At 39.4% G+C, this 24,482-nt stretch carries 27 protein-coding genes and 2 riboswitches; of the genes, 6 read left to right on the forward strand and 21 right to left on the reverse strand.

What is annotated here, in order from left to right:
* Nucleotides 1-87: 87 nt before the first annotated feature.
* Entirely contained in the window at nucleotides 88-720 is a 633-nt protein-coding gene (locus LJY09_RS17670) for a LysE family translocator (protein ID WP_048019640.1), read from the forward strand.
* A gap of 166 nt (nucleotides 721-886) precedes the next feature.
* A complete protein-coding gene (locus LJY09_RS17675) occupies nucleotides 887-1,027 on the forward strand; it encodes a hypothetical protein (RefSeq protein WP_013058226.1) in 141 nt (46 codons plus the stop codon).
* An 81-nt stretch (nucleotides 1,028-1,108) separates the two neighbouring features.
* On the opposite strand, the gene LJY09_RS17680 is transcribed toward LJY09_RS17675, so the two are convergent.
* The 14 genes from LJY09_RS17680 to LJY09_RS17745 all read right to left on the reverse strand — a co-directional run bounded on the left by LJY09_RS17680 (nucleotide 1,109) and on the right by LJY09_RS17745 (nucleotide 14,393).
* Nucleotides 1,109-1,522: a DUF5301 domain-containing protein gene (locus LJY09_RS17680; protein WP_228307360.1), complete on the reverse strand. Its 414-nt coding sequence runs from the start codon at nucleotides 1,520-1,522 to the stop codon at nucleotides 1,109-1,111.
* 31 nt (nucleotides 1,523-1,553) lie between these two features.
* Nucleotides 1,554-1,718 (reverse strand): hypothetical protein, encoded by a 165-nt coding sequence (locus LJY09_RS17685; RefSeq protein ID WP_168761083.1) that lies wholly within the window; start codon nucleotides 1,716-1,718, stop codon nucleotides 1,554-1,556.
* A 154-nt stretch (nucleotides 1,719-1,872) separates the two neighbouring features.
* Nucleotides 1,873-2,073, reverse strand: a complete 201-nt coding sequence (locus tag LJY09_RS17690) for a helix-turn-helix transcriptional regulator (RefSeq protein ID WP_063247495.1) — start codon at nucleotides 2,071-2,073, stop codon at nucleotides 1,873-1,875.
* A 481-nt stretch (nucleotides 2,074-2,554) separates the two neighbouring features.
* Nucleotides 2,555-3,055 (reverse strand): GNAT family N-acetyltransferase, encoded by a 501-nt coding sequence (locus tag LJY09_RS17695; protein WP_228307361.1) that lies wholly within the window; start codon nucleotides 3,053-3,055, stop codon nucleotides 2,555-2,557.
* A gap of 119 nt (nucleotides 3,056-3,174) precedes the next feature.
* Nucleotides 3,175-3,792: an acetate uptake transporter gene (locus LJY09_RS17700; RefSeq protein ID WP_013058231.1), complete on the reverse strand. Its 618-nt coding sequence runs from the start codon at nucleotides 3,790-3,792 to the stop codon at nucleotides 3,175-3,177.
* A 142-nt stretch (nucleotides 3,793-3,934) separates the two neighbouring features.
* A complete protein-coding gene (gene metE, locus LJY09_RS17705) occupies nucleotides 3,935-6,229 on the reverse strand; it encodes a 5-methyltetrahydropteroyltriglutamate--homocysteine S-methyltransferase (protein ID WP_098113632.1) in 2,295 nt (764 codons plus the stop codon).
* Nucleotides 6,230-6,378: 149 nt separating this feature from the next.
* Nucleotides 6,379-6,568: riboswitch (cobalamin riboswitch) on the reverse strand.
* 79 nt (nucleotides 6,569-6,647) lie between these two features.
* Nucleotides 6,648-6,758, reverse strand: a riboswitch (SAM riboswitch).
* Nucleotides 6,759-6,838: 80 nt separating this feature from the next.
* Nucleotides 6,839-7,090, reverse strand: a complete 252-nt coding sequence (locus tag LJY09_RS17710) for a hypothetical protein (RefSeq protein WP_028414722.1) — start codon at nucleotides 7,088-7,090, stop codon at nucleotides 6,839-6,841.
* 258 nt (nucleotides 7,091-7,348) lie between these two features.
* Nucleotides 7,349-7,519: a hypothetical protein gene (locus LJY09_RS17715; protein ID WP_167387328.1), complete on the reverse strand. Its 171-nt coding sequence runs from the start codon at nucleotides 7,517-7,519 to the stop codon at nucleotides 7,349-7,351.
* Between the two features lie 157 nt (nucleotides 7,520-7,676).
* Nucleotides 7,677-8,552: a metallophosphoesterase family protein gene (locus LJY09_RS17720; protein ID WP_223546690.1), complete on the reverse strand. Its 876-nt coding sequence runs from the start codon at nucleotides 8,550-8,552 to the stop codon at nucleotides 7,677-7,679.
* Between the two features lie 146 nt (nucleotides 8,553-8,698).
* Nucleotides 8,699-8,947 (reverse strand): hypothetical protein, encoded by a 249-nt coding sequence (locus LJY09_RS17725; protein ID WP_099331208.1) that lies wholly within the window; start codon nucleotides 8,945-8,947, stop codon nucleotides 8,699-8,701.
* 143 nt (nucleotides 8,948-9,090) lie between these two features.
* On the reverse strand, nucleotides 9,091-10,470 hold the full coding sequence (locus tag LJY09_RS17730; RefSeq protein WP_228307362.1) for a sugar porter family MFS transporter: 1,380 nt from the start codon (nucleotides 10,468-10,470) through the stop codon (nucleotides 9,091-9,093).
* A gap of 145 nt (nucleotides 10,471-10,615) precedes the next feature.
* On the reverse strand, nucleotides 10,616-12,040 hold the full coding sequence (gene araA / locus LJY09_RS17735; protein WP_098999160.1) for an L-arabinose isomerase: 1,425 nt from the start codon (nucleotides 12,038-12,040) through the stop codon (nucleotides 10,616-10,618).
* Between the two features lie 29 nt (nucleotides 12,041-12,069).
* Nucleotides 12,070-12,768: an L-ribulose-5-phosphate 4-epimerase gene (locus LJY09_RS17740; RefSeq protein WP_098999159.1), complete on the reverse strand. Its 699-nt coding sequence runs from the start codon at nucleotides 12,766-12,768 to the stop codon at nucleotides 12,070-12,072.
* A complete protein-coding gene (locus LJY09_RS17745; RefSeq protein WP_098999158.1) occupies nucleotides 12,762-14,393 on the reverse strand; it encodes a xylulokinase in 1,632 nt (543 codons plus the stop codon). The genes LJY09_RS17740 and LJY09_RS17745 overlap by 7 nt, the downstream gene beginning before the upstream one ends.
* A gap of 337 nt (nucleotides 14,394-14,730) precedes the next feature.
* Between LJY09_RS17745 and LJY09_RS17750 the strand changes: the two genes are divergently transcribed.
* A complete protein-coding gene (locus LJY09_RS17750) occupies nucleotides 14,731-15,837 on the forward strand; it encodes a GntR family transcriptional regulator (protein WP_034267057.1) in 1,107 nt (368 codons plus the stop codon).
* 88 nt (nucleotides 15,838-15,925) lie between these two features.
* Here LJY09_RS17750 and LJY09_RS17755 read toward each other — a convergent pair whose 3' ends face one another.
* Nucleotides 15,926-16,909, reverse strand: coding sequence for an HD domain-containing protein (locus LJY09_RS17755; protein WP_155009923.1), 984 nt, complete (start codon nucleotides 16,907-16,909; stop codon nucleotides 15,926-15,928).
* A gap of 230 nt (nucleotides 16,910-17,139) precedes the next feature.
* Between LJY09_RS17755 and LJY09_RS17760 the strand changes: the two genes are divergently transcribed.
* The gene (locus LJY09_RS17760) at nucleotides 17,140-17,520 is read left to right on the forward strand and encodes a FixH family protein (RefSeq protein WP_155009922.1); all 381 of its coding nucleotides are present in this window, start codon (nucleotides 17,140-17,142) and stop codon (nucleotides 17,518-17,520) included.
* A 45-nt stretch (nucleotides 17,521-17,565) separates the two neighbouring features.
* On the opposite strand, the gene LJY09_RS17765 is transcribed toward LJY09_RS17760, so the two are convergent.
* From LJY09_RS17765 to LJY09_RS17780, 4 genes are all read right to left on the reverse strand, one after another.
* On the reverse strand, nucleotides 17,566-17,943 hold the full coding sequence (locus tag LJY09_RS17765; protein ID WP_048019402.1) for a hypothetical protein: 378 nt from the start codon (nucleotides 17,941-17,943) through the stop codon (nucleotides 17,566-17,568).
* Nucleotides 17,944-18,139: 196 nt separating this feature from the next.
* Entirely contained in the window at nucleotides 18,140-19,507 is a 1,368-nt protein-coding gene (locus LJY09_RS17770; RefSeq protein ID WP_372491975.1) for a nucleoside recognition domain-containing protein, read from the reverse strand.
* Between the two features lie 13 nt (nucleotides 19,508-19,520).
* A complete protein-coding gene (locus LJY09_RS17775; RefSeq protein ID WP_028414734.1) occupies nucleotides 19,521-20,252 on the reverse strand; it encodes a FeoB small GTPase domain-containing protein in 732 nt (243 codons plus the stop codon).
* Nucleotides 20,245-20,502: a FeoA family protein gene (locus LJY09_RS17780; protein WP_028414735.1), complete on the reverse strand. Its 258-nt coding sequence runs from the start codon at nucleotides 20,500-20,502 to the stop codon at nucleotides 20,245-20,247. Before LJY09_RS17780 ends, LJY09_RS17775 begins: the two co-directional genes overlap by 8 nt.
* A gap of 425 nt (nucleotides 20,503-20,927) precedes the next feature.
* On the opposite strand from LJY09_RS17780, the gene LJY09_RS17785 reads away from it, so the two are divergent.
* Nucleotides 20,928-21,857, forward strand: a complete 930-nt coding sequence (locus tag LJY09_RS17785; RefSeq protein WP_228307364.1) for a DUF3298 and DUF4163 domain-containing protein — start codon at nucleotides 20,928-20,930, stop codon at nucleotides 21,855-21,857.
* Between the two features lie 347 nt (nucleotides 21,858-22,204).
* On the opposite strand, the gene LJY09_RS17790 is transcribed toward LJY09_RS17785, so the two are convergent.
* Nucleotides 22,205-22,372, reverse strand: a complete 168-nt coding sequence (locus LJY09_RS17790) for a hypothetical protein (RefSeq protein WP_098999719.1) — start codon at nucleotides 22,370-22,372, stop codon at nucleotides 22,205-22,207.
* A 329-nt stretch (nucleotides 22,373-22,701) separates the two neighbouring features.
* Here LJY09_RS17790 and LJY09_RS17795 point away from each other — a divergent pair, with 329 nt between their 5' ends.
* The gene (locus LJY09_RS17795; protein ID WP_028414738.1) at nucleotides 22,702-23,082 is read left to right on the forward strand and encodes a VOC family protein; all 381 of its coding nucleotides are present in this window, start codon (nucleotides 22,702-22,704) and stop codon (nucleotides 23,080-23,082) included.
* Nucleotides 23,083-23,222: 140 nt separating this feature from the next.
* Here the strand turns inward: LJY09_RS17795 and LJY09_RS17800 are convergent, their stop codons facing one another.
* A complete protein-coding gene (locus LJY09_RS17800) occupies nucleotides 23,223-24,428 on the reverse strand; it encodes a hypothetical protein (protein WP_028414739.1) in 1,206 nt (401 codons plus the stop codon).
* Nucleotides 24,429-24,482: the final 54 nt, after the last annotated feature.

Genomic DNA, 24,482 nt, shown 5'->3' on the forward strand with positions numbered 1-24,482 from the left:
GAATTTTATTACATATTTTTATATAATGAAAGACCACTTAAACGGAAAACGATAGTAGATACGAGATTGAAAGAGGTTTTGTTTTTGGTGACGTTATTTTTAACAAATGTGCTGCTCGGTCTTTCGATTGCCCTTCCGGTTGGCACGGTGACGATTGAAATGACAAAACAAGGTTTAAAAAACGGGTTTCTTCACGGATGGGTTGTGGGACTTGGAGGCATGACGGTTGATTTGTTGCTAATTGTGCTTCTTTACTCTGGACTGGCTTCTTTTTTGTCTGCTCCTTTTATCCAGCTTGTTATGTGGCTTGTAGGGGCACTTTTTTTACTTTATATTGGCTATGACAGCATTAGACACGCGGATCATGATATAACGGCTCCTGGAGAACACGTAAAAAAGTCGTTTGCCTCTTCTTATGTGAACGGAATCTTTGTTGCGATTTCTCCGAGCAATCTCATTTTTTGGCTGAGCGTGTTTGGAACGGTGCTGACAAATTCGCTTCAATCCTCTCACTCTTTTCATTTCCTAGTAATTGCTGCCGGAATATTAACGGGAATTTTAATTCATGATCTGGGCTTAATGACAATTGTCTCTGGAACTAGAAAAGTGCTGAATCAGCTTTATATCAAATGGGTTTCTATTGCAGCTGGATGTATCTTAATTGGCTTTTCATGCTATTTTCTCTACCGATTTATCGGGAATCTGCGCATGTACTTTTAATGTTTCTACATATTTTATGATTTACTATATCCCCTCTTTATCTAGTACAGAGAGGGAATTTTTATAATCTATCAGGGACTATCAGACAAAAAGTTCACAATTTCGTCACATTTCTATTGATTTTTTTCTCTTTTTATACGAAAATATAAAAAAGGGAGGAAATATCATGAAAATCAAAAAAGCACTTCGCATCTTTATTGGATCAAACGTCCTTGTATTATTAACATTTGGCCTTCTTCCAGCACTGTTAGTTAACCCCGATATTGACCTAATTCAATCATTTATTAATTATATAGGCAAGGATTAATTCCACTTAAAATAGTCAAAATTTTCAATCTATTATTTTTATAAAAAAAGACAGCGCAGGCTGTCTTTTTTAGTAGGTTTTTTATTTAGTTGAAAACAGCTTTTTAACATCTACTTTTTGATCTTTAACAATCGTATACGTCGCCTGTTTTTTATCTTCAAAGTTAAACGCTTTTATGTAATCGTCATCGTAAATCGTTAATCCGTACGCATCTTTTCCGCTTTCGACGATTTTTACCCAGTACGCCTGGTCAAACTTTGGGTCCAGCTCCTTGCTTTTTTTCACTTCTATTTTTGCTAAAGAATGTACGATTTGCTTTATCTCTTTTTTGTCATCTACTACACGTTTTCCTTCGTCCGTATCTATTTCAATACGCGTAACGTTTGCTTCCTCTACTTTTATGACGTCTTTTAACTGATAGGCTTTCCCGGTATATGTAAAATAAAATACGACGATAAATAAAAGTGCAGCTATAATAATCGTTCTTTTTTTCAAAAGGAACCTCCTTTTCTACATCACGCTGCATTCAGGTGATACACCTTTTTATTCCTCCTGTTCCGCATCCTTTTAGTACAATGCTGCTTCCTACAAGTAAACTATAGATTAATCCCGGAACAGGAAGTATTAACGTTATCATCAACAGTAACATGCCCGTACTTGTAAGAGCTACTCCTGCAGCTCGATTTTCCATTCATTTCACCGCCATCTCTTGGTGAATTTTTTATATGAAGCAATAGAAATAGTATTAATCTTCTACCTACTTATGTATTGTTCGCTTATAGGTCAGAATCGTCAACACGCCTACTAGGAAGATCGTTGCTTCACATTACCTTTTTTTAACTAACTCATGATTTATGAAATAAAAACAGCTCATCTACTGTTGCTCCCAGTTCTTGGGCCAGCTGGAAAGCCAGCGCTAAGCTTGGATCATACTTATTGTTTTCAATTGCATTAATCGTTTGTCTCGATACGCCGCATACTTTCGCCAGTTCATCTTGAGACATCCGCTTAACTTTACGCAGTTCTTTAATTCGGTTTTCCACCATTCATCACTCATCTCTAAAATGTAAAAAACTTTTTACACCCATATCTTATATTATCTTCCTTGTTACTGTCAAATATGTTTGACAAATTAATGTCTCTTACCTACCTAAAAAAGAGATTGAGATATAACAAAATTAATTCAATCTAAAGACGAGCAAACGGGATAAATGATTGAGGATGAATCCCGCTGTTGCTTTCCGTGCAAGACTTCGCTTTCCGCGGACTAGGTGAGCCTTGACCTCCAACCAACCGCTAGAAGCAACGAAATAGATTAAGCACATGTTCATCATCACAATAAAAAAACCGAACGAATTTGATTCTTCATTAAGAATCTCAATTCATCGTTCGGATCTTCCTTCAACTAAAATACTTTTGTCCTGTCCACTTTTCCCTTATTTCTATATATTTGCTGAAACTAGTAAAAAAGCACAAATCCTTTAAAAGAAGCTTGTGCTTTTCCATTTCCTTATTTCTTTCTTAAAATTAAAGCTCCTTACTCATATTAAACCACTGCACGCCTGCATGCTGAGAATCAGCCAATCCTTGATTCACATATCCGTTTTTTTCGTAAAACGGAATCAATTCTTCTTTACACGTTAAAGTCACCGTTACGCGCTGTTTATTCCGTGCTTGTTTTTCAAACTCTTTTAGCAGCATACTGGCAATTCCTTTATGATGATGCTTGGGGTTTACAACGATACCTAAAATACTTTGATGACCACCTGTCTCAGGGTTCGAAATCGTTTTTTTAAACAAATCATCCGTAATAAACGGAGCTGAAATGACGGGTCCGTTCACATATCCAATTATTTCTTCATTTTCTTCAGCGATGATAAACGTATCAGTAATGGTTTTGATCCGTGTGATAAATGCATCTTTTGAGGCAGCTTCTTCAGGTGTAAAGCCTTTGTTTTCTAACGTAATTAATTGGTTTAAATCTTTTTCATCCACTTGTCTTATAATCATTGAAACGATTCCTTTCATTAAAAGCTACTATTCTCTTTCTCTCTTTCTACTATATATAAAAACGCACAAACAAAAAAGGATTGACCTCTGCATCATACAGAATTCAACCCTACTTCGCTGTTTAATGAACGTCTTGATTATTTAATAAATGCACCAAATGGCTTGCCCACCGGAAGCACAACTCGACCATAGTGAGTATTTAATACAGCCGCTGCAGATCCATAGAATGAAAACAAAGCGATTAATAGCTCTGACACTGCTGCTAGTAAATGCGTGTATTCATATGCCACACCAAATGTACTTAGCGATAATCCAATAAATAAGAAATCAATTAACACAAAAATAATAAATAATACTTTATGAGTGCCCATTGCTCCAACTGTCATAAAAACGCTGAAAATCAAATAGCCGACAAAAGCAAATGCTAGTTGCTTCGGATCCGCTTCTTTTGCGAGCGCTTCCCCAAATGCGCCAAGCTGAATAAGCCATGTCATAGCTACACCTAGCCAAAATAAACCGAAGGCACCAAAAGCAGTTGCGCCGAAGGTATTATTATGTTTGAAATCTTGCATAGACGCAATTAGCTGTCCTATCCCGCCTAAAAAAATTGCCCATGGCAATACCAATGAAACACCATCGGTTACCCCAAGCTTTTGAAACGATGCAACAAGTGTCACCATGGCAAGTCCGAATAGGCCTAGCGCTGATGGATCCGCTGTTACAATTTTAACGTGCTGCGTGCTGTTGTTACTCATGTTGTACCTCCCTGATTTTAAAAACACCTTTAAAAAGATACAAAAATCTACGGGAAGTGTCAATGGATATTTTTGGCCTTTAAAAAACCTATAAGACCAAGCAGTGTAGCGTTTACAGTGCTTGGTCTTTACTTTCTTGTTATTAAACGTTTTGTAATAAATTTTGTCTTGTTTGTTTTGCAGACTCAACCATCACTTTTAAAGCTTCAACCGTCTCGCTGATTCCTCTTGTTTTAAGGCCGCAGTCGGGATTAATCCAAAACAGTGCAGGGTCAAGCACCTTCAGAGCTCGGTCAATGTTTCGTGTCAGCTCTTCAAGCTTCGGTACGCGCGGACTGTGGATATCATATACGCCAAGTCCAATTCCCTGGTTATACGTATGTTTTTCAAACGCATAAATTAATTCACCGTGGCTTTTGGACGTTTCAATGGAAATCACGTCGGCATCAAGCGCTTTGATCGCATCAATAATCTCTTCGAACTCTGAATAGCACATATGCGTGTGAATTTGCGTCTCGTTTTGCACCGATACCGTGGCTAGTTTGAACGCATACACCGCCGCGTTCAAGTAGCTTTCCCAGTTTTCTCGTTTTAACGGCAGTCCTTCACGCAGCGCCGGTTCATCTACTTGAATCATTGAGATGCCCTGACTTTCAAGTGCTTCCACTTCTTTTCTAAGAGCAAGCGCAATTTGATTGGCCACGTCGTAGCGTGAGATATCATCACGTACAAACGACCAGTTTAAAATTGTAATTGGCCCCGTCAGCATTCCTTTAACAGGCTTATTGGTTAGAGACTGTGCGTAGACCGTTTCTTTGATTGTCATCGCCTGCTCGTACGAGACATCTCCGTAAATAAGCGGCGGCTTCACGCAGCGAGAACCGTATGATTGCACCCAGCCAAACTTCGTAAACTGAAAACCTCCTAATTTTTCACCGAAGTATTCAACCATGTCCGTGCGCTCAAACTCTCCGTGCACAAGGACATCTAAGCCGATGTTTTCTTGAATTTCAATCCATTTTTTGATTTCAGCGTTAATGTACGCTTCATATGCTTCATCGCTTAACTCTCCTTTACGCCACTTCAGACGCTCTTTTCGCACTTCTTTTGTTTGCGGAAAGCTTCCAATTGTTGTCGTTGGAAGAAGCGGCAGTTGAAATGCTTCTTGCTGAACGCGTTGACGTACGTCAAACGGCGCTTGGCGCTCCGCTTTATAGCTGTGCAGCTGCTTCAGCTCTTTTTGAACGTCTTGATGGTTTCGAAAAGATGATCCATTTAATGCTTGAATCGCTTGTTTGCTTACACTTATTTCTTTTTCAATTGCTTCTTTTCCTTGCTGCACCGCTTTTGTTAAAAGCGTGATTTCCTTCAGCTTTTCATCTGCAAAAGACAGCGCGTTTTTTAGAATTGGCTCAATGGTTTTTTCGCTTTTCACCGTGACAGGAACATGTAATAAACTTGATGAAGGCTGCAGAATCAAACGGTCTTTTGATACAGCTTCTTCAATTTCACTGATTGTTAAAAGCTGTTCGTCCAAGTTTTCACGCCAAATGTTTCGTCCGTCAATCACTCCTGCTGCCAGCACTTTATCAGTTGGAAAACCATATTTATTAAGCGCCGTGAGATTTTCGCCTCGGTCATGTACAAAATCCAATCCAATTCCGTGAACAGGAAGAGCAACTACTTCTTTATAGTAATCTACGCTGTCAAAGTACGTCTGCAAAATGACTTTTACATTCGGTGCTGCTTTTTTCAAAGCTTCATAGACTTCTTTATACAGTGCCAGGTCTTCTTTTGATAGCGTTGTAGCTAAAATCGGCTCATCTATTTGTACCCACTCGACCCCTTCTGCCTCCAGCTCCGCTAAGATTGTTGCATAAAGAGGAACAAACTGTTCAACTACTTTTTTAAACTCACTTTTTTTATATCCTTTTGACAGCTTCACAAATGTTACTGGACCTAAAATAACGGGTTTGCCTTTGATATTCAGCTTTTGTTTTGCTTCTTTGTAAAATTGAAGCGGACGATTTTCTACAAGGGCAGGCGTACATTCGTCAAGCTCTGGTACGATATAGTGATAATTTGTGTTAAACCATTTTGTCATCGTAGAGGCTACCGCACCTTTTGTTCCTCGGGCGATGTCAAAATACGTTTCAAGGGATACCGGGCCTCCGTTATATTCAAAGCGCTTTGGCACCAAACCAAACATAGCGGCTGTATCTAACACGTGATCGTATAAGCTAAAATCGCCGACTGGAATTAATTCAATTCCTGCGTCACGCTGTTTTTTCAGATGCCCAAGACGAAGAGCTTCAATTTCCTGAAGAAAGATATCTTTCTCTATCTTTCCTGCCCAAAACTGCTCAAGCGCTTTTTTCCATTCTCGTTTTTCACCAATTCTTGGATAACCTACATTTGAACTTTTTACACTGCTCATTTTTTCCACTCCCTATATATTTTTTTATCGCTAAACTAAAAAATCTCCCTTTTCGAAATGAAAAGAGAGATGATACGCATACTTAACTAAAGTTGAGATAGCCTGTTTTTCTCAACACGTATTCCTCACTCCTCTCTATATCCCGTAGAGCTTAAGTGCATACAACAGGCAGGTCTCCTGACTTAGGTTCATCGCTTCCTATCCCTTCCCATTTCAACATGAAACAGTGGTTAATAAGTTGCTCCCCATTACAGTGGCGGGACCGCGCCGGCTTTTCACCGGTCTTCCCTTTTAAGCTGCGTACATTCGTTACACAGCACCTGATGCATTTCTATGAAATTGTTCATTCAAAACATATTCACATAAAATAAAAAGCCTCTCTATCATGAATAGAGAGGCATAGTATCTATGAAATCCTCTCTTATTTTTCAAAGCTGTACGCTTTGCAGGATGTAGCACCTTTTTAACAAGATTGTTAAATGGTTGCCGGGCTTCACAGGGCCAGTCCCTCCGCCTCTCTCAATAAGAGTTTTAATTGTTTATAATATTTTGAATGTAGAGTCATCTTAACACCTTACATTTATGTTGTCAAAAGAAATTTCAAAAAAATTAGTTTTCAGGAGGCGTTGACGCTAATTTTTGCCTTAATAATTTGTAATCATCTTTTCGATGTGTTTCGATCAAGTCTTTTGCTCCTTGATGATACCCTGAAGAATAGATGTACTCTACCGCCGTTTCGATAAGCATTCTCTTTTCTTCCGCACATTCTCGGTCCATTAAAGGGAACAGTCTACCTAAAAGGTCATTTAAATCTTCCTTAATAAAACGATTGAGTCCTTCTTGCATCTTTTCGTTTGCCATGATAGCTCCTCCATTTGCTGTGTATGTTTTAAGCCTCTATAAACACGCATTTCACTGTGAATGTTAAGATAAAGTTAAGTCATTAAACAGTATATCAAGTGAATATTTTTCTTCAATTACATATGTAATACAAATATATGACAAATATAGAGAATATATCATCATTCACTATCTATTATAACGCTTGACTGGGCCTTCTGCTACAAGGTTTCGTACGGTTTTCCAAAAGAGGTTGAGACATAACCAAGTGAATCCAATCTAAAGGCAAATGGGATACATGAGCTGAATCGCTTGTGACACAGCAGTTGATTTCCGTACAAGACTTCGCTTTCCGCGGGCGGTCGCTGAGCCTCCTCGTCGCATAAGCTCCTGTGGGGTCTCACGTGTTCCGCTTTTCCCGCAGGAGTCTTCGTCTTGTGCTCCAATCACCTGCTAGAAAGACCTATACACATGAAATCTACGTTTACCCTAATAAAAAAATGAACCACTAATCAAGATGCTTGATTAGTGGTTCATTTTTCATTTCGCCTAAAACCCTTTTTTCCCAGCCTCTTTTTTTTGAACCTAGCTTTCTACTTTCTTGTTTTTACAAACAACTTCTTCGAGGTCGTCCAAAATCCTTCCAAAGAAGAGGTCCTAAAATGTCGTACCGGCTAACAAAAAACTCCGTAAAATTATAATTATTTAAAATTAAAGGCGGTTCAAAGTCAAGGGGAGCACCCGCGCCTCCTGATAATACAAAATCAGTACCTCTTCCAAGCGTAAACGACCCGTTTCTGTTTTTTCTAATAAACTGCTCGTCATACGCATGCACGTGGCTGACTAACACTTTTTTCACGCGATGTTCTTGAATTAAATCAAAAAATTCTTGACTTTGAGGAGTCGTTACAGGAAAACCTCCCAGGTCTGACCACCGGCCAATATTTGGCTGCGCATGCATGGCTACAACGGTATTACGAGGAGCATCCTCTAGCTGCTGCTCTAAATAATTCAGCTCTCTATCTGTAAATCCATATATTTTATTCTTGGGACTGATGATATTATTTAATGCGATGCACCGGAAGTTAAAGACAGGAATATCAATGACCCAGTGCACTTTTCCGATAGTGGCTCTGAAGTTTTCGAGGTTGCTTTCTTCAAGGTTTAATTCATCATGATTCCCTACGCATACAAACACGGGAATGTTTGGTGCTATTTTTTCGACAACTTTAACAAAGTGCTCCAAATACCTCTTTTCTCCTGTATACACGGTGTCTCCCCCATGAATAATGAACAGCGGATTCAATTCCACCGCCTTTTTTAACACAAGCTCAAATTCACCGCTCATCGTGTAACAATTATCGTTTGGTCCGTCACCTCTGCTGTCGCCCATAAAAACAAAGTTGAATGGATCTCTCGGATTTAATTGTTTAATTCTTTGCTTTAATAACTTTTCAGAACGTTCATGAAGCGTCAAATTCATCAACTAGTTAATCCCCTTATTACTAAATAAATTTAGTTAAAAGTAAACAAGCTTACTTATTTATATGGAAATTTGCTGATGAAGGTCACTATCTTCTTGTAAGAAGAACGCACATTTAAATTAGTTTCCATAGCCTATCTATTCTTTCATTTTGTTAAGCACGGATAGGACAACATAAAAGCTAGAATCTCAGTATCTATTAATAAGAGCTGGAGCATAATCCAAAGACGAGCAAAGGCCGACATGAGCTGAACCGCTTGTTGCCCCGCAGTTGATTTCCGTGCAAGGCTTCGCTTTCCGCGGGCGGCCGATGAGCCTCCTCGTCGCTTGTGCGCCTGCGGGGTCTCACCTGTTCCGCTTTTCCCGCAGGAGTCTTCGCCTTGCTCTCCAATCAACTGCTAGAAGAAATGAAACAGCTGAAACCTGCGTTCACCATAAAAAACGAACCACTAATCAAAGTGTTTGATTAGTGGTTAGTTTTTCACTTCAGCTAACATATTTTTATCTCAGCACCTTACATTTAAAACATTTACGACAATTAAACATATTTATTACGCTCAACGGGACTTAAAGAATTTCTTTCAGAACGAGCTGCCATGTCTGTTTCAATTTGCTCTAGGCTGCGCCCTTTGGTTTCGACAACAACAAAGCGTATGAAGAATAATCCGAGAACACAAATGATCCCAAATGTTGAAAAGATCACGCCTAAGCTAAACTGATCGGCTAAAATTGGAAACACAAGCCCTACTGCCAGCGATCCTGTCCAGTTAAAGGCAGATGAAATACCAGCACCGATTCCGCGTACAGAAAGCGGGAAAATTTCTCCTACAATGATCCACGTAAGCGGCGCCCAAGAAAACGCATAGCAAAGGATAAAGCAGCAAAGTGCAATTAACGTAACCCAGTTAACAACGGATTCATTAACGCCTACTGCTCCAAGAATAGCCGGTGTAAAAAAGGAAAGAGCCATTCCCGCTCCGCCAACCGTAAGAATGGTACGGCGGTTGAATTTATCAACAAACTGCAGAAAAATAAGTGTTGTCACAACGAAGATTACCCCAACAATAACCGTAAAACCAGCAGCTACCTGCGGCGCTAAACCAACTTGACGGGCAATGCTTGTTGCATAATAAACAATTGAGTTGGAGCCTTGAATCTGCTGAAAAGTTGCCATTCCGACACCGATAATTAAAGCTAAACGAAACTTTTTCTGAAACAGCTGTTTAATGCCTGATTGTTCATGCACAGCTACGCTTTGAATTTCAGATACTTCAGCTTCGACTTCCGCTGCTGAGGAACGAAGCGTGCGCAGTACTTCACGCGCTTTATCTGCCATTCCGTTTTTAATTAAGTAGCGAGGTGACTCTGGAAGCTTGATCATACCGATGCATAAGACGATTGCAAAAATACCGGCGCTGCCAAGCATTAATCGCCAGCTGTTTGGAACCGGCTCAAAAATAAAGGCTATTATATAGCTTAATAATAATCCAATTACAATCATTAGCTGATTTAAACCTGAAAGCTTCCCGCGAATATGAGCAGGTGCAATTTCTGACATATAGGCAGGAACTAGCGAAGAAGCCGTTCCCACTGCTGTACCTAAAAAGACGCGCGCAATCGTTAACGTAATTTCCTCTGGTGCAATCGCTGAACCTATGGAGCCTAACAGAAAAATGATAGAGGAAATTAAAATTAACTTTCTTCGTCCAAACTTATCACCTAATAATCCGCTTAAAATAGAACCGATAATGGCTCCACCCATTAGCGATGAAACTACAACCCCCAGCCACAGCGGACTTAAATGAAACGCTTCACGGATATGACCTTCTGCACCAGCAATAATCCCAATATCATAACCGAATAAAATACCGGCAAATGAGCCGAAGAAGAAGATAAACTTACTTGATACTTTACTCATGATTATATCCCCTTTGTATTGTCTTAGTTTTTCTTCCTGCCACACTTATTTAAAACGCTTTCATTTATTTCTAAATACGGCGTTCTTTTACTGACGCTATATTTTCACTTCCAAGGAAGCAGCGCTCCCTTGGAAGTAATGATGCTTACTTAATAATGACGTACTCTAAATTCACAAGCTTTGCATAGCTCACAATTTGATCCGTAGTTAAATTTAATGAAAGAACCGTATGATGGCCTCCTCCGTTTTCAATCCACGCTTTAACGCCGTCTTGAAAGTTCGGCTTAATGTTCCAAAGCACGCGTGCTACCGGAAGGTTTGGGGCTGGAACTTCCGGCTCAAATGCCGATACTTCGTTAATTAACAGCTTGTAATGCGTGCCGAAGTCAGCCATAGAAACGACTACGCCTTCTCCTTGTTTACCGTCAAACACTAAGCGGGCCGGATCTTCGCGGTTACCGATACCTAGCGGAGAAACGATTAGTTTTGGCTTGTTTACTGCTAGCGTCGGGTCTACTTCAAGCATGTGTGATTGAAGCACTGACTCACGTCCGGGAGCCAATTCATACGTGTAGTCTTCCATAAAGCCCGTTGACTGATTATGGCTCATCACTTTGAGCAAGCGGTCAAGCGCCGCTGTTTTCCAGTCTCCTTCACCAGCAAAGCCGTATCCCTGTGCCATCAAGCGCTGTACCGCTAGACCAGGAAGCTGCTTCATGCCGTATAGATCTTCAAAGTTAGTCGTAAAAGCGCTGTAGCCGCCTTCGTCTAGAAAACGTTTAATCGCAATTTCATAGCTTGCCTGTACTTTTACGCTAGATTCCCAGTCTTCTGCAGAATAATCGCCGTAAACAAATTCATACGCGTCGGCATATTCAGCAAATAAATCATTGATTTCTTCTTCCGTAACGGCATCTACATATTGAACAAGGTCACCGATTCCAAAGTAGTCAACCGTCCATCCAAATTGAATTTGCGCTTCGATTTTATCTCCTTCTGTTACCCCCACGTTGCGCATATTGTCACCGAAACGCGCGACTTTAATGTTGAAGCTTTCGTTATAAGCAGCGGCTACGTCCATCCACTGTGCAATTTGCTGCTGTACGTCGGGGCGCTCCCAGTAGCCTACTACAATTTTATTTTGCTTGTTCAAACGCGCGTTGATAAAGCCGTATTCACGATCACCGTGAGCGGACTGATTCAAGTTCATAAAATCCATATCAATTGTTTCCCAAGGAATACTTTCGTTAAATTGTGTTGCCAAATGAAGCAGCGGTTTTTGCAGTAACTTGGTACCGCGAATCCACATTTTTGCAGGCGAGAACGTATGCATCCACGTGATTACACCGGCAACTTCATCTCGGTAATTCACTTCTTTCATCATGCTTGTAATCGTATCAGCACTCACAGCTAAATCTTGCAGCACAAGCGGATAAGGTAAGATACCGCTTTCATTTAAAGTATCAGTCATACTTTGCGCGTGTGCTTTTACTTCTGCTAGCGCTTCTTTTCCGTAAAGATGCTGTGAACCAACAATAAACCAAAATTCTTTTTGAGTCGTTTTTAACATGATAATCCCCTTTTCTGTATGTAAGTCTTTTAATTCCCTTGCCCGTAATACGCATTTTGTCCGTGTTTTCGTAAATAATGTTTGTCTAATATACGCTGCGGCAGCTCTTCAGCCAGCCCGTTTAATTTTTGGGTAAAGAAATTCATTTTGGATACTTCGTCTAATACGACGCTGTTCATTACCGCCGTTTTGGCGTCTTTTCCCCACGTAAACGGCCCGTGTCCTTGAAGTAAAATTCCAGGAACTGCCAGCACATCTAAACCGCGCTTTTCAAACGTTTCAATAATCACCTTGCCCGTTTCCACTTCATATCCGTCATTTACTTCTTTTTCTGTCAAAAAGCGCGCGCACGGTACGGAACCATAAAAGGTATCGGCATGAGTCGTTCCCATTGCCTGCACATCGAGCCCTGCTTGAGCCCAAATGGTCGCCCACGTTGAATGCGTATGAGCAATACCGCCAATTTCGGGATAGTGTTTATATAGTACGGCATGTGTCAGCGTATCAGATGACGGGTTAAGCTCACCTTCTACCACGCGGCCATCTAAATCGACGACGACCATGTCTTGTGCCGTCATTTTTTCATACGTCACGCCGCTTGGTTTAATCACAAACAAACCGCTGTCTCGATCAACTGCACTTACATTTCCCCACGTGTACTTGACCAGTCCGTGTTTTGGCAAATCGAGGTTTGCTTGAAATACTTCTTCTTTTAATTTATCTAGCACAGTAACTCCTCCCGTTCTTCGCTGTGATGCTCGGCAGCTGCTTTTTCAATTACTAGCCCTTTTTTATATCTTTTAATAAATGCTTCAAACCCTTTTACATCGAGTTCGTCAGGGTAGATTTCCTGTGCGGTCACTTCTTTAAAAACTTTATCATCCAAGAAATCTTCTAAACTTTCATTCTCACTTTTATTGAGCATATAAGAAGAAAGAATAGCCATGCCCCACGCGCCGCCTTCTCCTGCTGTGTCCATGACGGAAACCGGGGTATTAATTGCCGCTGCCATCATTTTTTGACCCACTACCGGCGTTTTAAATAATCCTCCGTGCGCTAAAATGCTGTGAATCTTTACGTTTTCTTCTTTTACTAAAAGATCCATTCCTATTTTTAAAGCGCCAAAAGCTGTAAAAAGATGCGTTCGCATAAAGTTTGCTAGATTAAAATTGCTTTTTGCTGACCGGACAAATAGCGGACGTCCACTTTCTACTCCGGTAATATTTTCACCTGAGAAATAGCCGTAGCTAAGCAAGCCCCCTGCATCTGGATCAGCTTCTAACGCTTTATTTAACATCACTTCAAACAATTTATCCGACTCTACTTTTTGCCCCATCGCCTCCGAAAATTCACGAAACAATCCGAGCCAAGCGTTCAAGTCGCTTGAACAGTTATTCGCATGAACCATGGCAACTGGACTGCCGTTGGGCGTGGTAACCAAATCAATTTCCGGATAGACTTTTGAAAGCTTTTTATCTAGTACAATCATCGCAAAAACGGACGTTCCTACTGAAACATTTCCCGTGCGTTTTCTTACGCTATTTGTCGCCACCATTCCCGTTCCTGCATCTCCTTCTGGAGGACAAAACGGAATGCCCGGCTGCAAATTTTTTGATTGATCTAAAATGCTAGCTCCTATCGCTGTTAACGTGCCTGCTTGCTCGCCTGAAGTATGAACTGCAGGCAGAATATCTGATAGTTGCCACGAATATCCTTTGTAAGAAATGAGCTCGTCAAACTGCTTCATCATCGCTTCGCTGTAATTTTGCGTGCGTTCATCAATTGGAAACACTCCTGAAGCATCTCCAATGCCAAGCGCCTTACTGCCTGTTAGCAGCCAGTGAATATAGCCGGCTAGTGTTGTCATGTAATGGATACGCGGCAGATGTTTTTCTTGATTGATGATTGCCTGATACAGATGCGCAATGCTCCATCGTTCAGGAATATTAAAGTTAAAATGTTCAGTTAATTCTTTTGCTGCTTCGCTTGTTGTTGCATTACGCCACGTTCGAAACGGAACAAGCAGCTCACCCGTTTTATCAAACGCCATATATCCGTGCATCATAGCTGAAACGCCGATAGAGCCAACTGTTCGAATGGTGATTCCGTAGCTTCGTTCCACTTCTTGCTTCATTTCACGGTAAGCACTTTGCAAACCTGTAATAATATCAAGTAAGTTGTACGTCCAAAAACCGTCTTCCAAGAGATTTTCCCATTCATAACTGCCTGATGCGATCGTTTCAAAATTTTCGTCAATCAGCACCGCTTTAATACGAGTAGATCCAAGTTCAATTCCAAGGGACGTTTTTCCTTTAGCAATTGCTTGTTTTATGGTTTCTTGAGTTGTTTTCACGTTTAATCTCCTTTCTGATAGCTATAAAGATACCTATAGCAGTAAGGAAGCGCTTTCCGTTTTATGTAACGCTGTTTGAATTTGTTAACAACTTAAGTATATTTATTTGTACGTACATTTGTCAATAATAAAATTATATATGCACACAAATACTCAAAACACCCTACTATTCTCTTCTTAAACTTTTAAAAAATCGGTATTCAACCCTTAAATCATTTTCCTTTTGATTAAAAATTACGGAAATCTTTTCATTTATTCACGTTCATGATAAAATATGTCCATACAAATTTTATACATAAAAAAGTTGAATGTATACAACTACGAAAGAAGTGAAAACATGAAGCCAAAATATCAGGTGATTATTGAAGATATAAAAAGCAAAATTCTTTCAGGCGATTACAGCATTGGCGAGCAAATCCCGACTGAATCGGTCATGCAAGAAACGTATGGTGTCAGCAGACATACGGTTCGAAAAGCGATTTTAGAGCTGTCGAATGAAGGATTTTTAAGAAGCGAAAAAGGGTCTGGCACCTATGTAAGCAACCAGTATCAATCCAAAGCGAGCGGGGCTTCTGCCAACAAAACGATCGGCGTAATTACTACCTATATTTCCGACTATATTTTCCCTTCGATCATTCGCGGAATTGAAAGCAGGTTAAATAAAGATAATTATTCCCTGCTGCTGGCGAGCACGAATAATGATGTAGAACAAGAAAAAAAAGCCCTGGAAATGATGCTTTCCTACGGAGTAGACGGCTTAATTGTTGAACCTACAAAAAGTAATTTGTACAATCCAAACATCTCTTATTATTTATCATTCAAAGAACAAGACGTTCCGTTTACGATGATTAACGCCTACTACGAAGAATTAGAGGTTCCGTTTTTTTGTTTAGATGACGTTCAGTCAAGCTACCTTGCCACAAATGAATTAATTTCAAAAGGACATACACAAATTGGACTTATTGCCAAAATGGATGACCTGCAAGGAAAATACCGAATGAAAGGCTACATAAAAGCGCTCGGTGATGCAAAACTACGCTTTCAGCCTGAGCATATTTTGTCTTTTAACACCGAAACAAAGCTCGATTTGTACGCTAATTTAAAAGAGTTTCTCACTGAAAATCAAGACGAAATGACCGCTCTTGTCTGCTATAACGATGAAGTCGGATTAGAAGTTGTAAATGTATGCAGACAGCTTGGCATTTCCATTCCGGACAAGTTGTCAATTATTGGTCAAGATAATTCGTACATTGCTAAAAATGCAACGATTAATTTAACAACGTTAACCCATCCGCAGGAACAAATGGGACACGACGCGGCTGATTGGATCATTAAAAAGCTGCAGGGCAAAAAAGAGTTACCAAACGAAACTTACTATCAGCCGGTGTTAGTTGAAGGCGAAACGATTAAAGAACTAACTGCAAAGCGTGATGAAGTTCGTTAAGAGAAGGCTTCTTTAGAGGTCTATAAAACTTCTTATAAGATAAGGGGATGCACATTATTGCATCCCCTTTTTTATGTAACGATTCATTTTATAACGGAGCCTGAACGATGATATATACTCCTTTTTCTATCCTTTGTTTCGCTTGCTCTATTGCTCTTTTAGCGGTAAATGATAACTGAGATACAGGAGCCGCCCCCTCTGAACCAATAACAAGAGGATCAACCCAGCGCATTTTTGTCGTTTGGTGAACATCATGACAAGACGCCGTTCCTGTTTCTGCTTTGCTGTTAAAAAGAGCAGATAGCATCCCTTCAATGCTGCTATCTCCAGCGTTTTTCAGCAACCGAACCACATCGTCATCCTGCTTTAAAAAATCTTCTATAGATAAAATATCTTTTTGCAAAGCAAGCTTGATAATATCCGTCAGCTGATAATTTCCAAACATATTAAGCGGATTCATAAAAAAGCCAATGACTTCTTTGTAGTAAGCATCCACAAACCACTCTGCCGCTGATAAATTGCTACATGCCATTTGTCCATTAAATACGACAAGGTGATCTAAAAACGCATGCACTTCTTCTAAAGTAATCTCCCCGCATACGTACAAATCCCGCAGCGTATAATCCACGCGGTCGGCGCATAAGTGCGGAGCGCTCTGTTCGAGCAGCGTCCACTGGCTTTCATCAAGTAAGATATCTCGCCAGTTTAAACCGGCGCTCGTTAAAATATGAGGAATAGACGACTGGGTCACAATTTGTTCGTAAATCATTTCATGATAATTTTCTTCTTTTTGTTCCAAAACATAGTCAATTACATGAGAAAATGCCGTATGTGAAACGTCATGTAATAAAGCCGCTATTTGCTCTTCCAAAGAGCCTCCTAGCCTATGTACAAGCATCATCGCACCAACGGAATGATCATATCGAGTAGTATTCCATTTTTCATTTACAAACCGGCTCGCTCCGCCTTGGTAAATTCCTTTTAAACGCTGTACGGGGTCACTTTGAATCAGTTCTAAAAGAACGCCTTCTGCTTCAAAATTTCCGTACAGCTCATCATAAAGTATAAGCATATCCTTCTCTCCCTTTCCTAGCTTATTATGTTTAATCCTAAGGTCAAGACACAATGCTGTAAAGCCGCGTTGCGATAGTAACCTATTTTTTGTAACAAAATGTTCAATTTTCTTGCCGTCACACTCATAAAAAATCACTCATTGGGATGATTTTATTTTATAACTTAAGTGATAAAGTTTTATGGAGAAATTTATTTACTAGTAGAAAGTAAGATAAAAAGGAGATATTTATGAAAAAGCTTAGTATGCTGCTGCTCATTTTAATCATTGCCGTAGTCGGCTGTTCAAAAGGAAACGAGCAAAAATCACAGGAAGTAAAAGGAACAATTGAAGTCCCTCAAACCATTAAAGCAAATGAACAAACATCTATTAACGTGCTCGTTACACATGGGGATAAAAAGATAGAAAACGCAGATGCCGTACAAATTCAAGTTGAAAAAGAAGGTTATATTAATCAGGAAATGATTGACGCCAAACATCAGGATAACGGCGCATACAGCACCGACTATACGTTTAAAGACGACGGCGAATATACGATTACCGCTCACGTTACGATAAAAGGCGACATGAAGATGTTTACAAAAAAAGTGACGGTTGGCGAGAAAAAGTAAACTGCCTATTAAAAAACGACCTCTGACAAGCAGAGGTCGTTTTTATTATTCCTTGGATTCTTTAATACGGTCAAGATACTGCTTCGCATGAAGCAAACCGAGATTTTTTTCTTTTCGTATGTATTTAATAGCCTGAACGTCACTTCGGCCATTCATCATCATCAAATTGACTCTGTTTTCAAAAGCCTCGTCTTTCTCTATTTCTAGCTGCTTCCACTCTTTCTCTAAATCACGTTTAGGTGTTTTGAGCAGGAATACCACTAGTATAACAAGAACGCTACTTGTGGTGATATAAAGCCACAGCCACTCGAGAAACCAGCTGTTAATCACATTGATTATGATGAGAACAGTGAAGCAAGAATACAGCCTTGTTTGATACTTACTCCTCTTGTTTGAATCTATTTTATTAAAAAATATCCCCACCGTCAGCCTCCTTTTAGCATTTCATTGGCGCTTTTTTCTATTAATCTCTTTTGCGCATTAAGCAAATCTATATCATACAAATTACCATTTAACCTAACAAATAGCAATCAAGTTCACCCTATCATACTCTTTATCTCATTGACTACTCATAAAAAATACAGGACTTTTCGCAAAGCCCTGCACGTTTATTTCATATTTAAATAAGGTTAAACGCTTTTACCACTTGAGCAACCGCAAACGTAACCCCAATCGCAATCACTGTTGGAATCGCAAAAGCAAGAAACGTCCACTTAACATTTTTGGTTTCTTTATAAATGTTCACAAGCGTTGTTCCGCACGGAAAATGCAGAAGCGAAAACAGCATCATGTTAAGAGCCGTTAGCCACGTCCAGTGGTGATCAAGGAAAATTTGCTTGAGTCGAGTCGCATCTTCGATTTCAATTAATGAACCCGTTGATAAATACGCCATCAGTAAAACTGGTACAACAATTTCATTAGCCGGCAAGCCAATAATAAAAGCAGCTAATATATACCCGTCTAGTCCTAGCGTCTTGGCAAACGGATCAAGAAACTGAACGAAGTGCATTAAAATACTCGTATCGCCAATATAGATATTAGCCAATACCCACGTTAATACCGCTGCGGGTGCTGCAACAATAATCGCGCGTTTTAACACAAACAGCGATTTATCCAGCGTCGCACGCACAATTGTATCTACAAATTTTGGCTTGCGGTAAGGCGGAAGCTCCAGCGTATAGTGTGTTGGAACTCCGCGCAGCGCCGTTTTAGACAGTGCCCATGATACGAACAGCGTCACAACAATTCCAAATAACACCGTTCCGACTACAACAAGCGCCGTTACAAAAGTTTTAGCACTCCCTGTAAAGCCTGTTGCCATAAATAAAGAAGCTAACAAAATCAGCGTAGGCCATCTGCCGTTACACGGAACAAAGTTATTTGTTAAAATCGCCATCATGCGTTCACGCGGCGATTCAATAATACGCGTTGACATAATCGCTGCGGCGTTACATCCAAATCCCATCGCCATCGTCAGCGACTGCTTACCGTGTGCGCCTGCTCGTTTGAACAAACGATCCATATTAAACGCGACGCGAGGCAAATAGCCGTAGTTTTCTAAAAGGGCAAACACCGGAAAAAAGATAGCCATCGGAGGCAGCATGACGCTAATGACCCATCCCGTGCCGCGAAACAGTCCTAGTACAAGAATTCCGTGCAGCCATTCTGGTGCATGCATCGCTTGAAAGAAAGCTGTTAAATATCCTTCCGCCCAGCCGAACCCTTCTGCAATTAATCCAGAAGGAACGTTTGCCCCTGCTATAGTGATATAAAAGATGACCGATAAAATACCAAGCATAATCGGAAAGCCCCAAATTGGCGAAGTGAAGACTTTATCCAATTTCTCCGTACGCTGAAGCTTTGAGCGGTCTTCGTATACAACGGCTTTTTTACATATTTGCTGTGACGACTGATAAATGCTTGCGACCATATTTGAACGATGATCTTTTTCTTTTGCCTGCTGCGCATAGCGCGTTAGCTGTTCCATCGCTAATGAGTTTTCAGGAGTTAACGGATTTCCCATATGCGCTGTTCCTCCTTTCTGTGTGGCTGATATCTTGCTGCTGATGCTGCTGAATCGTTTCTAAAAACGACGTGTCTCCATCAAGAACCCGTAAAGCAATCCAGCGAAGAGGAAATTGATTTCCTACAATAGAAGCAACTTGAGGTTCTAGCTCCTTTAGTGACGCTTCAATTTCTTTTGTATACTGCACCTGGTAAGGAGTAAGCTTTACTTCCCCGCGCACGACTCCTTCAATCGCATCCAGCAAATTCGTAATGCCTTTTTTATTGCGAGCTGATATAGGCACAACCGGTACCCCTAACGATTCAGCCAGCTTTTTTTCGTTAATCACAATTCCTTTTTTCTTTGCTTCATCCATTAAGTTCACGCAAATCACGACGTTTTCCGTCATTTCCATTACCTGCAGAGCTAGATTAAGATTTCGTTCCATCGCCGTTGCATCGACCACAACAACCGTCACGTCAGGTCTTTCAAATAAAATATAATCGCGCGCTACTTCTTCGTCTGCCGAATTTGAATAAAGTGAATACGTTCCAGGCAGATCGACGATTGTGTAGAGCTGCTGGTGATGTTCAAACGTCCCTTCTGCTTTGGCTACAGTTTTTCCCGTCCAGTTTCCCGTGTGCTGCTTAAGACCGGTTAATCCGTTAAATAACGTACTCTTTCCCGTGTTCGGATTTCCTGCTAATGCAATGCGATACTCACTCAACGTCGTCACCTACTTTTTTCACATAAATTTTTGAGCTTTCTTCTTTTCTGAGACCAATCGTTGTATGACTGACTTGATAAGCAACAGGATCTCCTAACGGGCTTTTTTGAAGCACTTTGATGATGGCTCCTGGAATAAACCCTAAATCTAACAAGCGGCGCTTTAAGGCACCTTCAATTTCAATTCGCTCTAGCTGTACCGTTTCACCTGTCGTAAATGTAGACAGCGGATAATTTTTTACACTAGCCATCTATTTTTCACCCCTTCTTATTTTTTATACAAGGTTATATTTTTTTCATCAGACCAACTTTTAAGGTAAAAAAATATACTCGTTGATTTGTAATAGGCTATTCTGCTTAAGCAGAAAAGTGAACCTGTCTGCATCAATTATTTAAAAATTTTAGTTTTCACTTATAATAATACCGAAAGTTTACCACAGGAAACTTTTTTAGTCCAGGGTAAATAACTGACTTTTTTCTTCTTTTTACTGAAGGCATAAAGTGGTAAGTGCTGGTCTATTTTTTCTAATAAAAGTAAGTCGAAAAATAATTACGTAAAAAGGAATTAACAAAAGTAAAAAAATGTAAAGTTGTGCTATACTAGTGAATGAGCTTTTTTGGAAAATAAAGTATGTATTAGTTTTAAAACCTACAAAAATCACTTTAGGGGGCTTTTATGAAAAGGTTCAAAAGGGTTAGCGCAGTTGTTTTAGGTTTTGCTTTGTTATTTTCACCGCTTGCTCCGCAAACAGTTGCAGAAGCAAAAGTCGTGTGGGGGAATCAGGAACTGGTTAAAGGGCAAATAGGACGCGTTACCGTTTTAAAGAACACGAATCTTTACAACATTAAAAACAACAAGTTAGCAGCGGCTAGAAAAGTGACAAAAGGGCAAGTATTCCGCGTGTATTCTGAATCTAGCAAATTTGGTGGTCTTTACGGCGTATCAAAGGGTACCTATGCTCAAAAGTCATCAAGTATTAAGTATGAAAAAGCCCCTAGTGACAAAATTCAAGCCTTAGGGGTAACAGTTACGAAGAAATCTTTAGCAAGCAACATTAGTTACCCTCAGGTATCTGGTCTTATCAATAAACCATTTGAGGCTAGCTATAATCGAAAGTTCTTAAATATTGCGAAAGAAGCACAAAAAGAACATAACGAGCTAAAAGAACAAGAGAAGGAAGACCGCAAAAACGGCTGGGCGCCAGGTCCTTATTCTCGTAATATGACATACTCTGTACCTTACAATCAAGATAATATTTTAAGTGTTGCTGTTACGAATGATGCGTACGCTGGTGGCGTTCACGGCAACGCTTGGATTGATACTTACAATTACGATTTGTTAAAAGCTCGACAAATCAACTTAAAAGATATTATTAACAATAATACGAAGTTGAATAAAGTTAATAACTATATCCGGAATGAAATGATTGCGCGTAATAAAAAAGGTGCTCAGTTCTGGGTTAATGAATTTAAGTCTGTAAATTTAAAAGACGATCAGTTTTACTATACAAGTAGCGGCATTGCCATTATATTTGGTGAGTATGAGTACGGCCCGTATTCTAACGGCATTCATACGTTTAAAATTCCGTCCAGCGTTTATAAATAAGATCGTCGTACAAAAAAAACATAAAAAAAGAAGCATGCGAACCATCAGTTCACATGCTTCTTTTTCTTTTTTTCTGCAGAATAAGCGGAGCAAAAAAGAAAAGTGAGCCCTATTCCGCCTCCAACCATCATTGAATAGGAAAACGTATCTCTTAACGCTAGGCCGCCTATCATTGACAATACAAACAGAAAATAAAACAGTAATGTGTAATTCCTCTTCACAATCTCTACTCTCCCCTTCCCCATCATTTTCCGAAAACCAAATCATACAATACAACCACGAAAGAACTCAGGGCCGCATGCATTACGCTTCTTGTAGCAGACGAAAAACCGCTTTTCAAGGTATTTTTATAGCGTTTGAAAAAGTGAAATGGTCAGAACTAACGTCAGCAAGGAGCCTGCGGATGTTAACATCATTATTTTTCGGTTACTCTGATTCTTTTCAGGTTTTAAAAACTCTTGAATGGCTACAAACCAGATAACAAAAGTGATTAAAGAAAGTATCCCCATAGGCATACGAGCATCTCCATTCATATATGTATTTAAATTTTCAACACATCTAATCAACAAACTTTCCGGAATAAGTTACTAAAATAAATGCTACTCTCTACTTAATATTAACATAAAATTCCATATTTTTTAATGTGTGATGTAAAAACCGCAGCATTTTAGAAAATAAGCTATTTATAAAACGCTCTTTTGAACTGGAAATGAACATAAAGCTGTCTCTGGCTATTCTCCACTTTACAAATGATATACTTATTTATAGAAAAACCTCTCAGATCTCACCCAGTACTTACCCTACCGTCAGAAGAAAAAAGTGTACCTTGTTAGGAGGAAACGAAATGATTAAAAAACTAGACCATTTTGTGTTAACAGTAAAAGACGTTGAAAGAACCATTCACTTTTATACGGTTATTTTACGTATGCAGAAAGAGACGTTCGGAGAAGGAAGAGTAGCGCTTCGTTTTGGTGATCAAAAAATAAACCTACATCAAACAGGGCATGAATTTGAGCCTAAAGCAAATCACCCTCTTCCGGGTTCCGCTGATTTATGTTTTATTACAGAAGAAAAGATCGAAAGCATAATCCATCATTTACAAAAACATAATGTAGAAATTGAAGAAGGACCGGTCAGACGTACAGGTGCTGTAGGGCCTATTGTTTCTGTTTATATTAGAGATCCTGATTACAATTTGATTGAGCTGTCGAACTACGTAGATTAAGGCGACCTTCTTAAAAAAGGCTGTTTTCATAAATATTATTGCTATGTTATAGAGGCTCAAAAGAAAACTCGCAGTAGAAATTTGCGAGTTTTCTTTATTATATAAGGGACCCCGCTTCTTATAAACTGCGTCCTTACAATCTATTTAACAACCAAATTGATCGTATCTTTTTGTATTTCATACTGACCCTTTATTTCTCCAATACCAGTGATAAAAAGTGAATCACCCGTTTCCAATGGTTTATCCTGTAATACGATAAGTAATTTATTTATATTTTTCAATCCAACCGCACAATAGGCAAGGGATGGTTGTTGAATAAGGTATTCTTGGTTAATTATCCTTACTTTTATATAATTTTTATGTAATAACCTGCCTTCCAAAGGAACAATATTCATCGGATCAAAGGATAAAGCAATGATTTCTCCTTCAATGAAAAGATGGGTTCCTATCTGTGCTTCGAATTCATCAAGTTCTTTCTTCCTTGATTCAACAGCAAAATTTACTGCTTCTTCTGTTTCATGGCTTATTTGAACATCTTCAATTGCCTGTTTTCGAGGGACAATATTAAGACGTTTAATTAAATCAAATAGTGTTACATTAATATCAAAAAAACTTTCCTTCCAATCAGGTGACAATTCATCCAGCAGCAAACACATAAATAAGCCTGAACTATAACAGCTCCGCCTTATATTGGAAGTGGATTCAACTACGTCTATTAGATTTTCCCCATATTTTTTTAAAATCAAATCATTAGCAAGCGGGGATTTTTCTGAAAAAGCCTTTATTTCAACATACCAGGCAGGTCCTTCAACAGATTCAATTAAGTTTTCATATGTTAAATGCTCTTTTATTCCTTCTGTCCTTTTTTCCCTTAGGCTGATAAATTCGTTCAAATACTGCTTCTTTTTACTGATATCAGTTTCTAACAATGCATTATAAAGACTTTTCCTTTCGCGATTTCGAATTTCTACATTCTCTTTTGTTAAGGGATAGGTTATTCCCAGCGTTTCATCAGGAAAGCGTTTTTCCCCTTTTACATATTGATTTCCGTGGAATAATTCGTGAACCAATATCGAAAAAAATCCTTCATAGTCATCGTACAGTTCCATATCAGCAATAGCCGTAGGATAGCCATCAAATAGAATAAGCGTATTTCCCACAAACTGCTCGTCCCGTTTTAAAATTTCATATGATTTAGGAGGAATGTCATTATACCTAGGATGATTGAACAGGAATACACTGTTTTGGTCGTACAATGCATAGGCAACAAGTTCAAAATTTGGCCAATACCTTTCTACGTTCGTATTAGTTAAGTCCTTGGCAATTTGATTCAGAAAATGGTTCATTCTTTTCATCCCCAATTGTTAATTCCCTAAGGAAAGAGAATATTCTTTTTTAGA

The sequence above is a fragment of the Priestia sp. J2 genome (assembly GCF_020790095.1).
Lineage (GTDB): Bacteria > Bacillota > Bacilli > Bacillales > Bacillaceae_H > Priestia > Priestia zanthoxyli.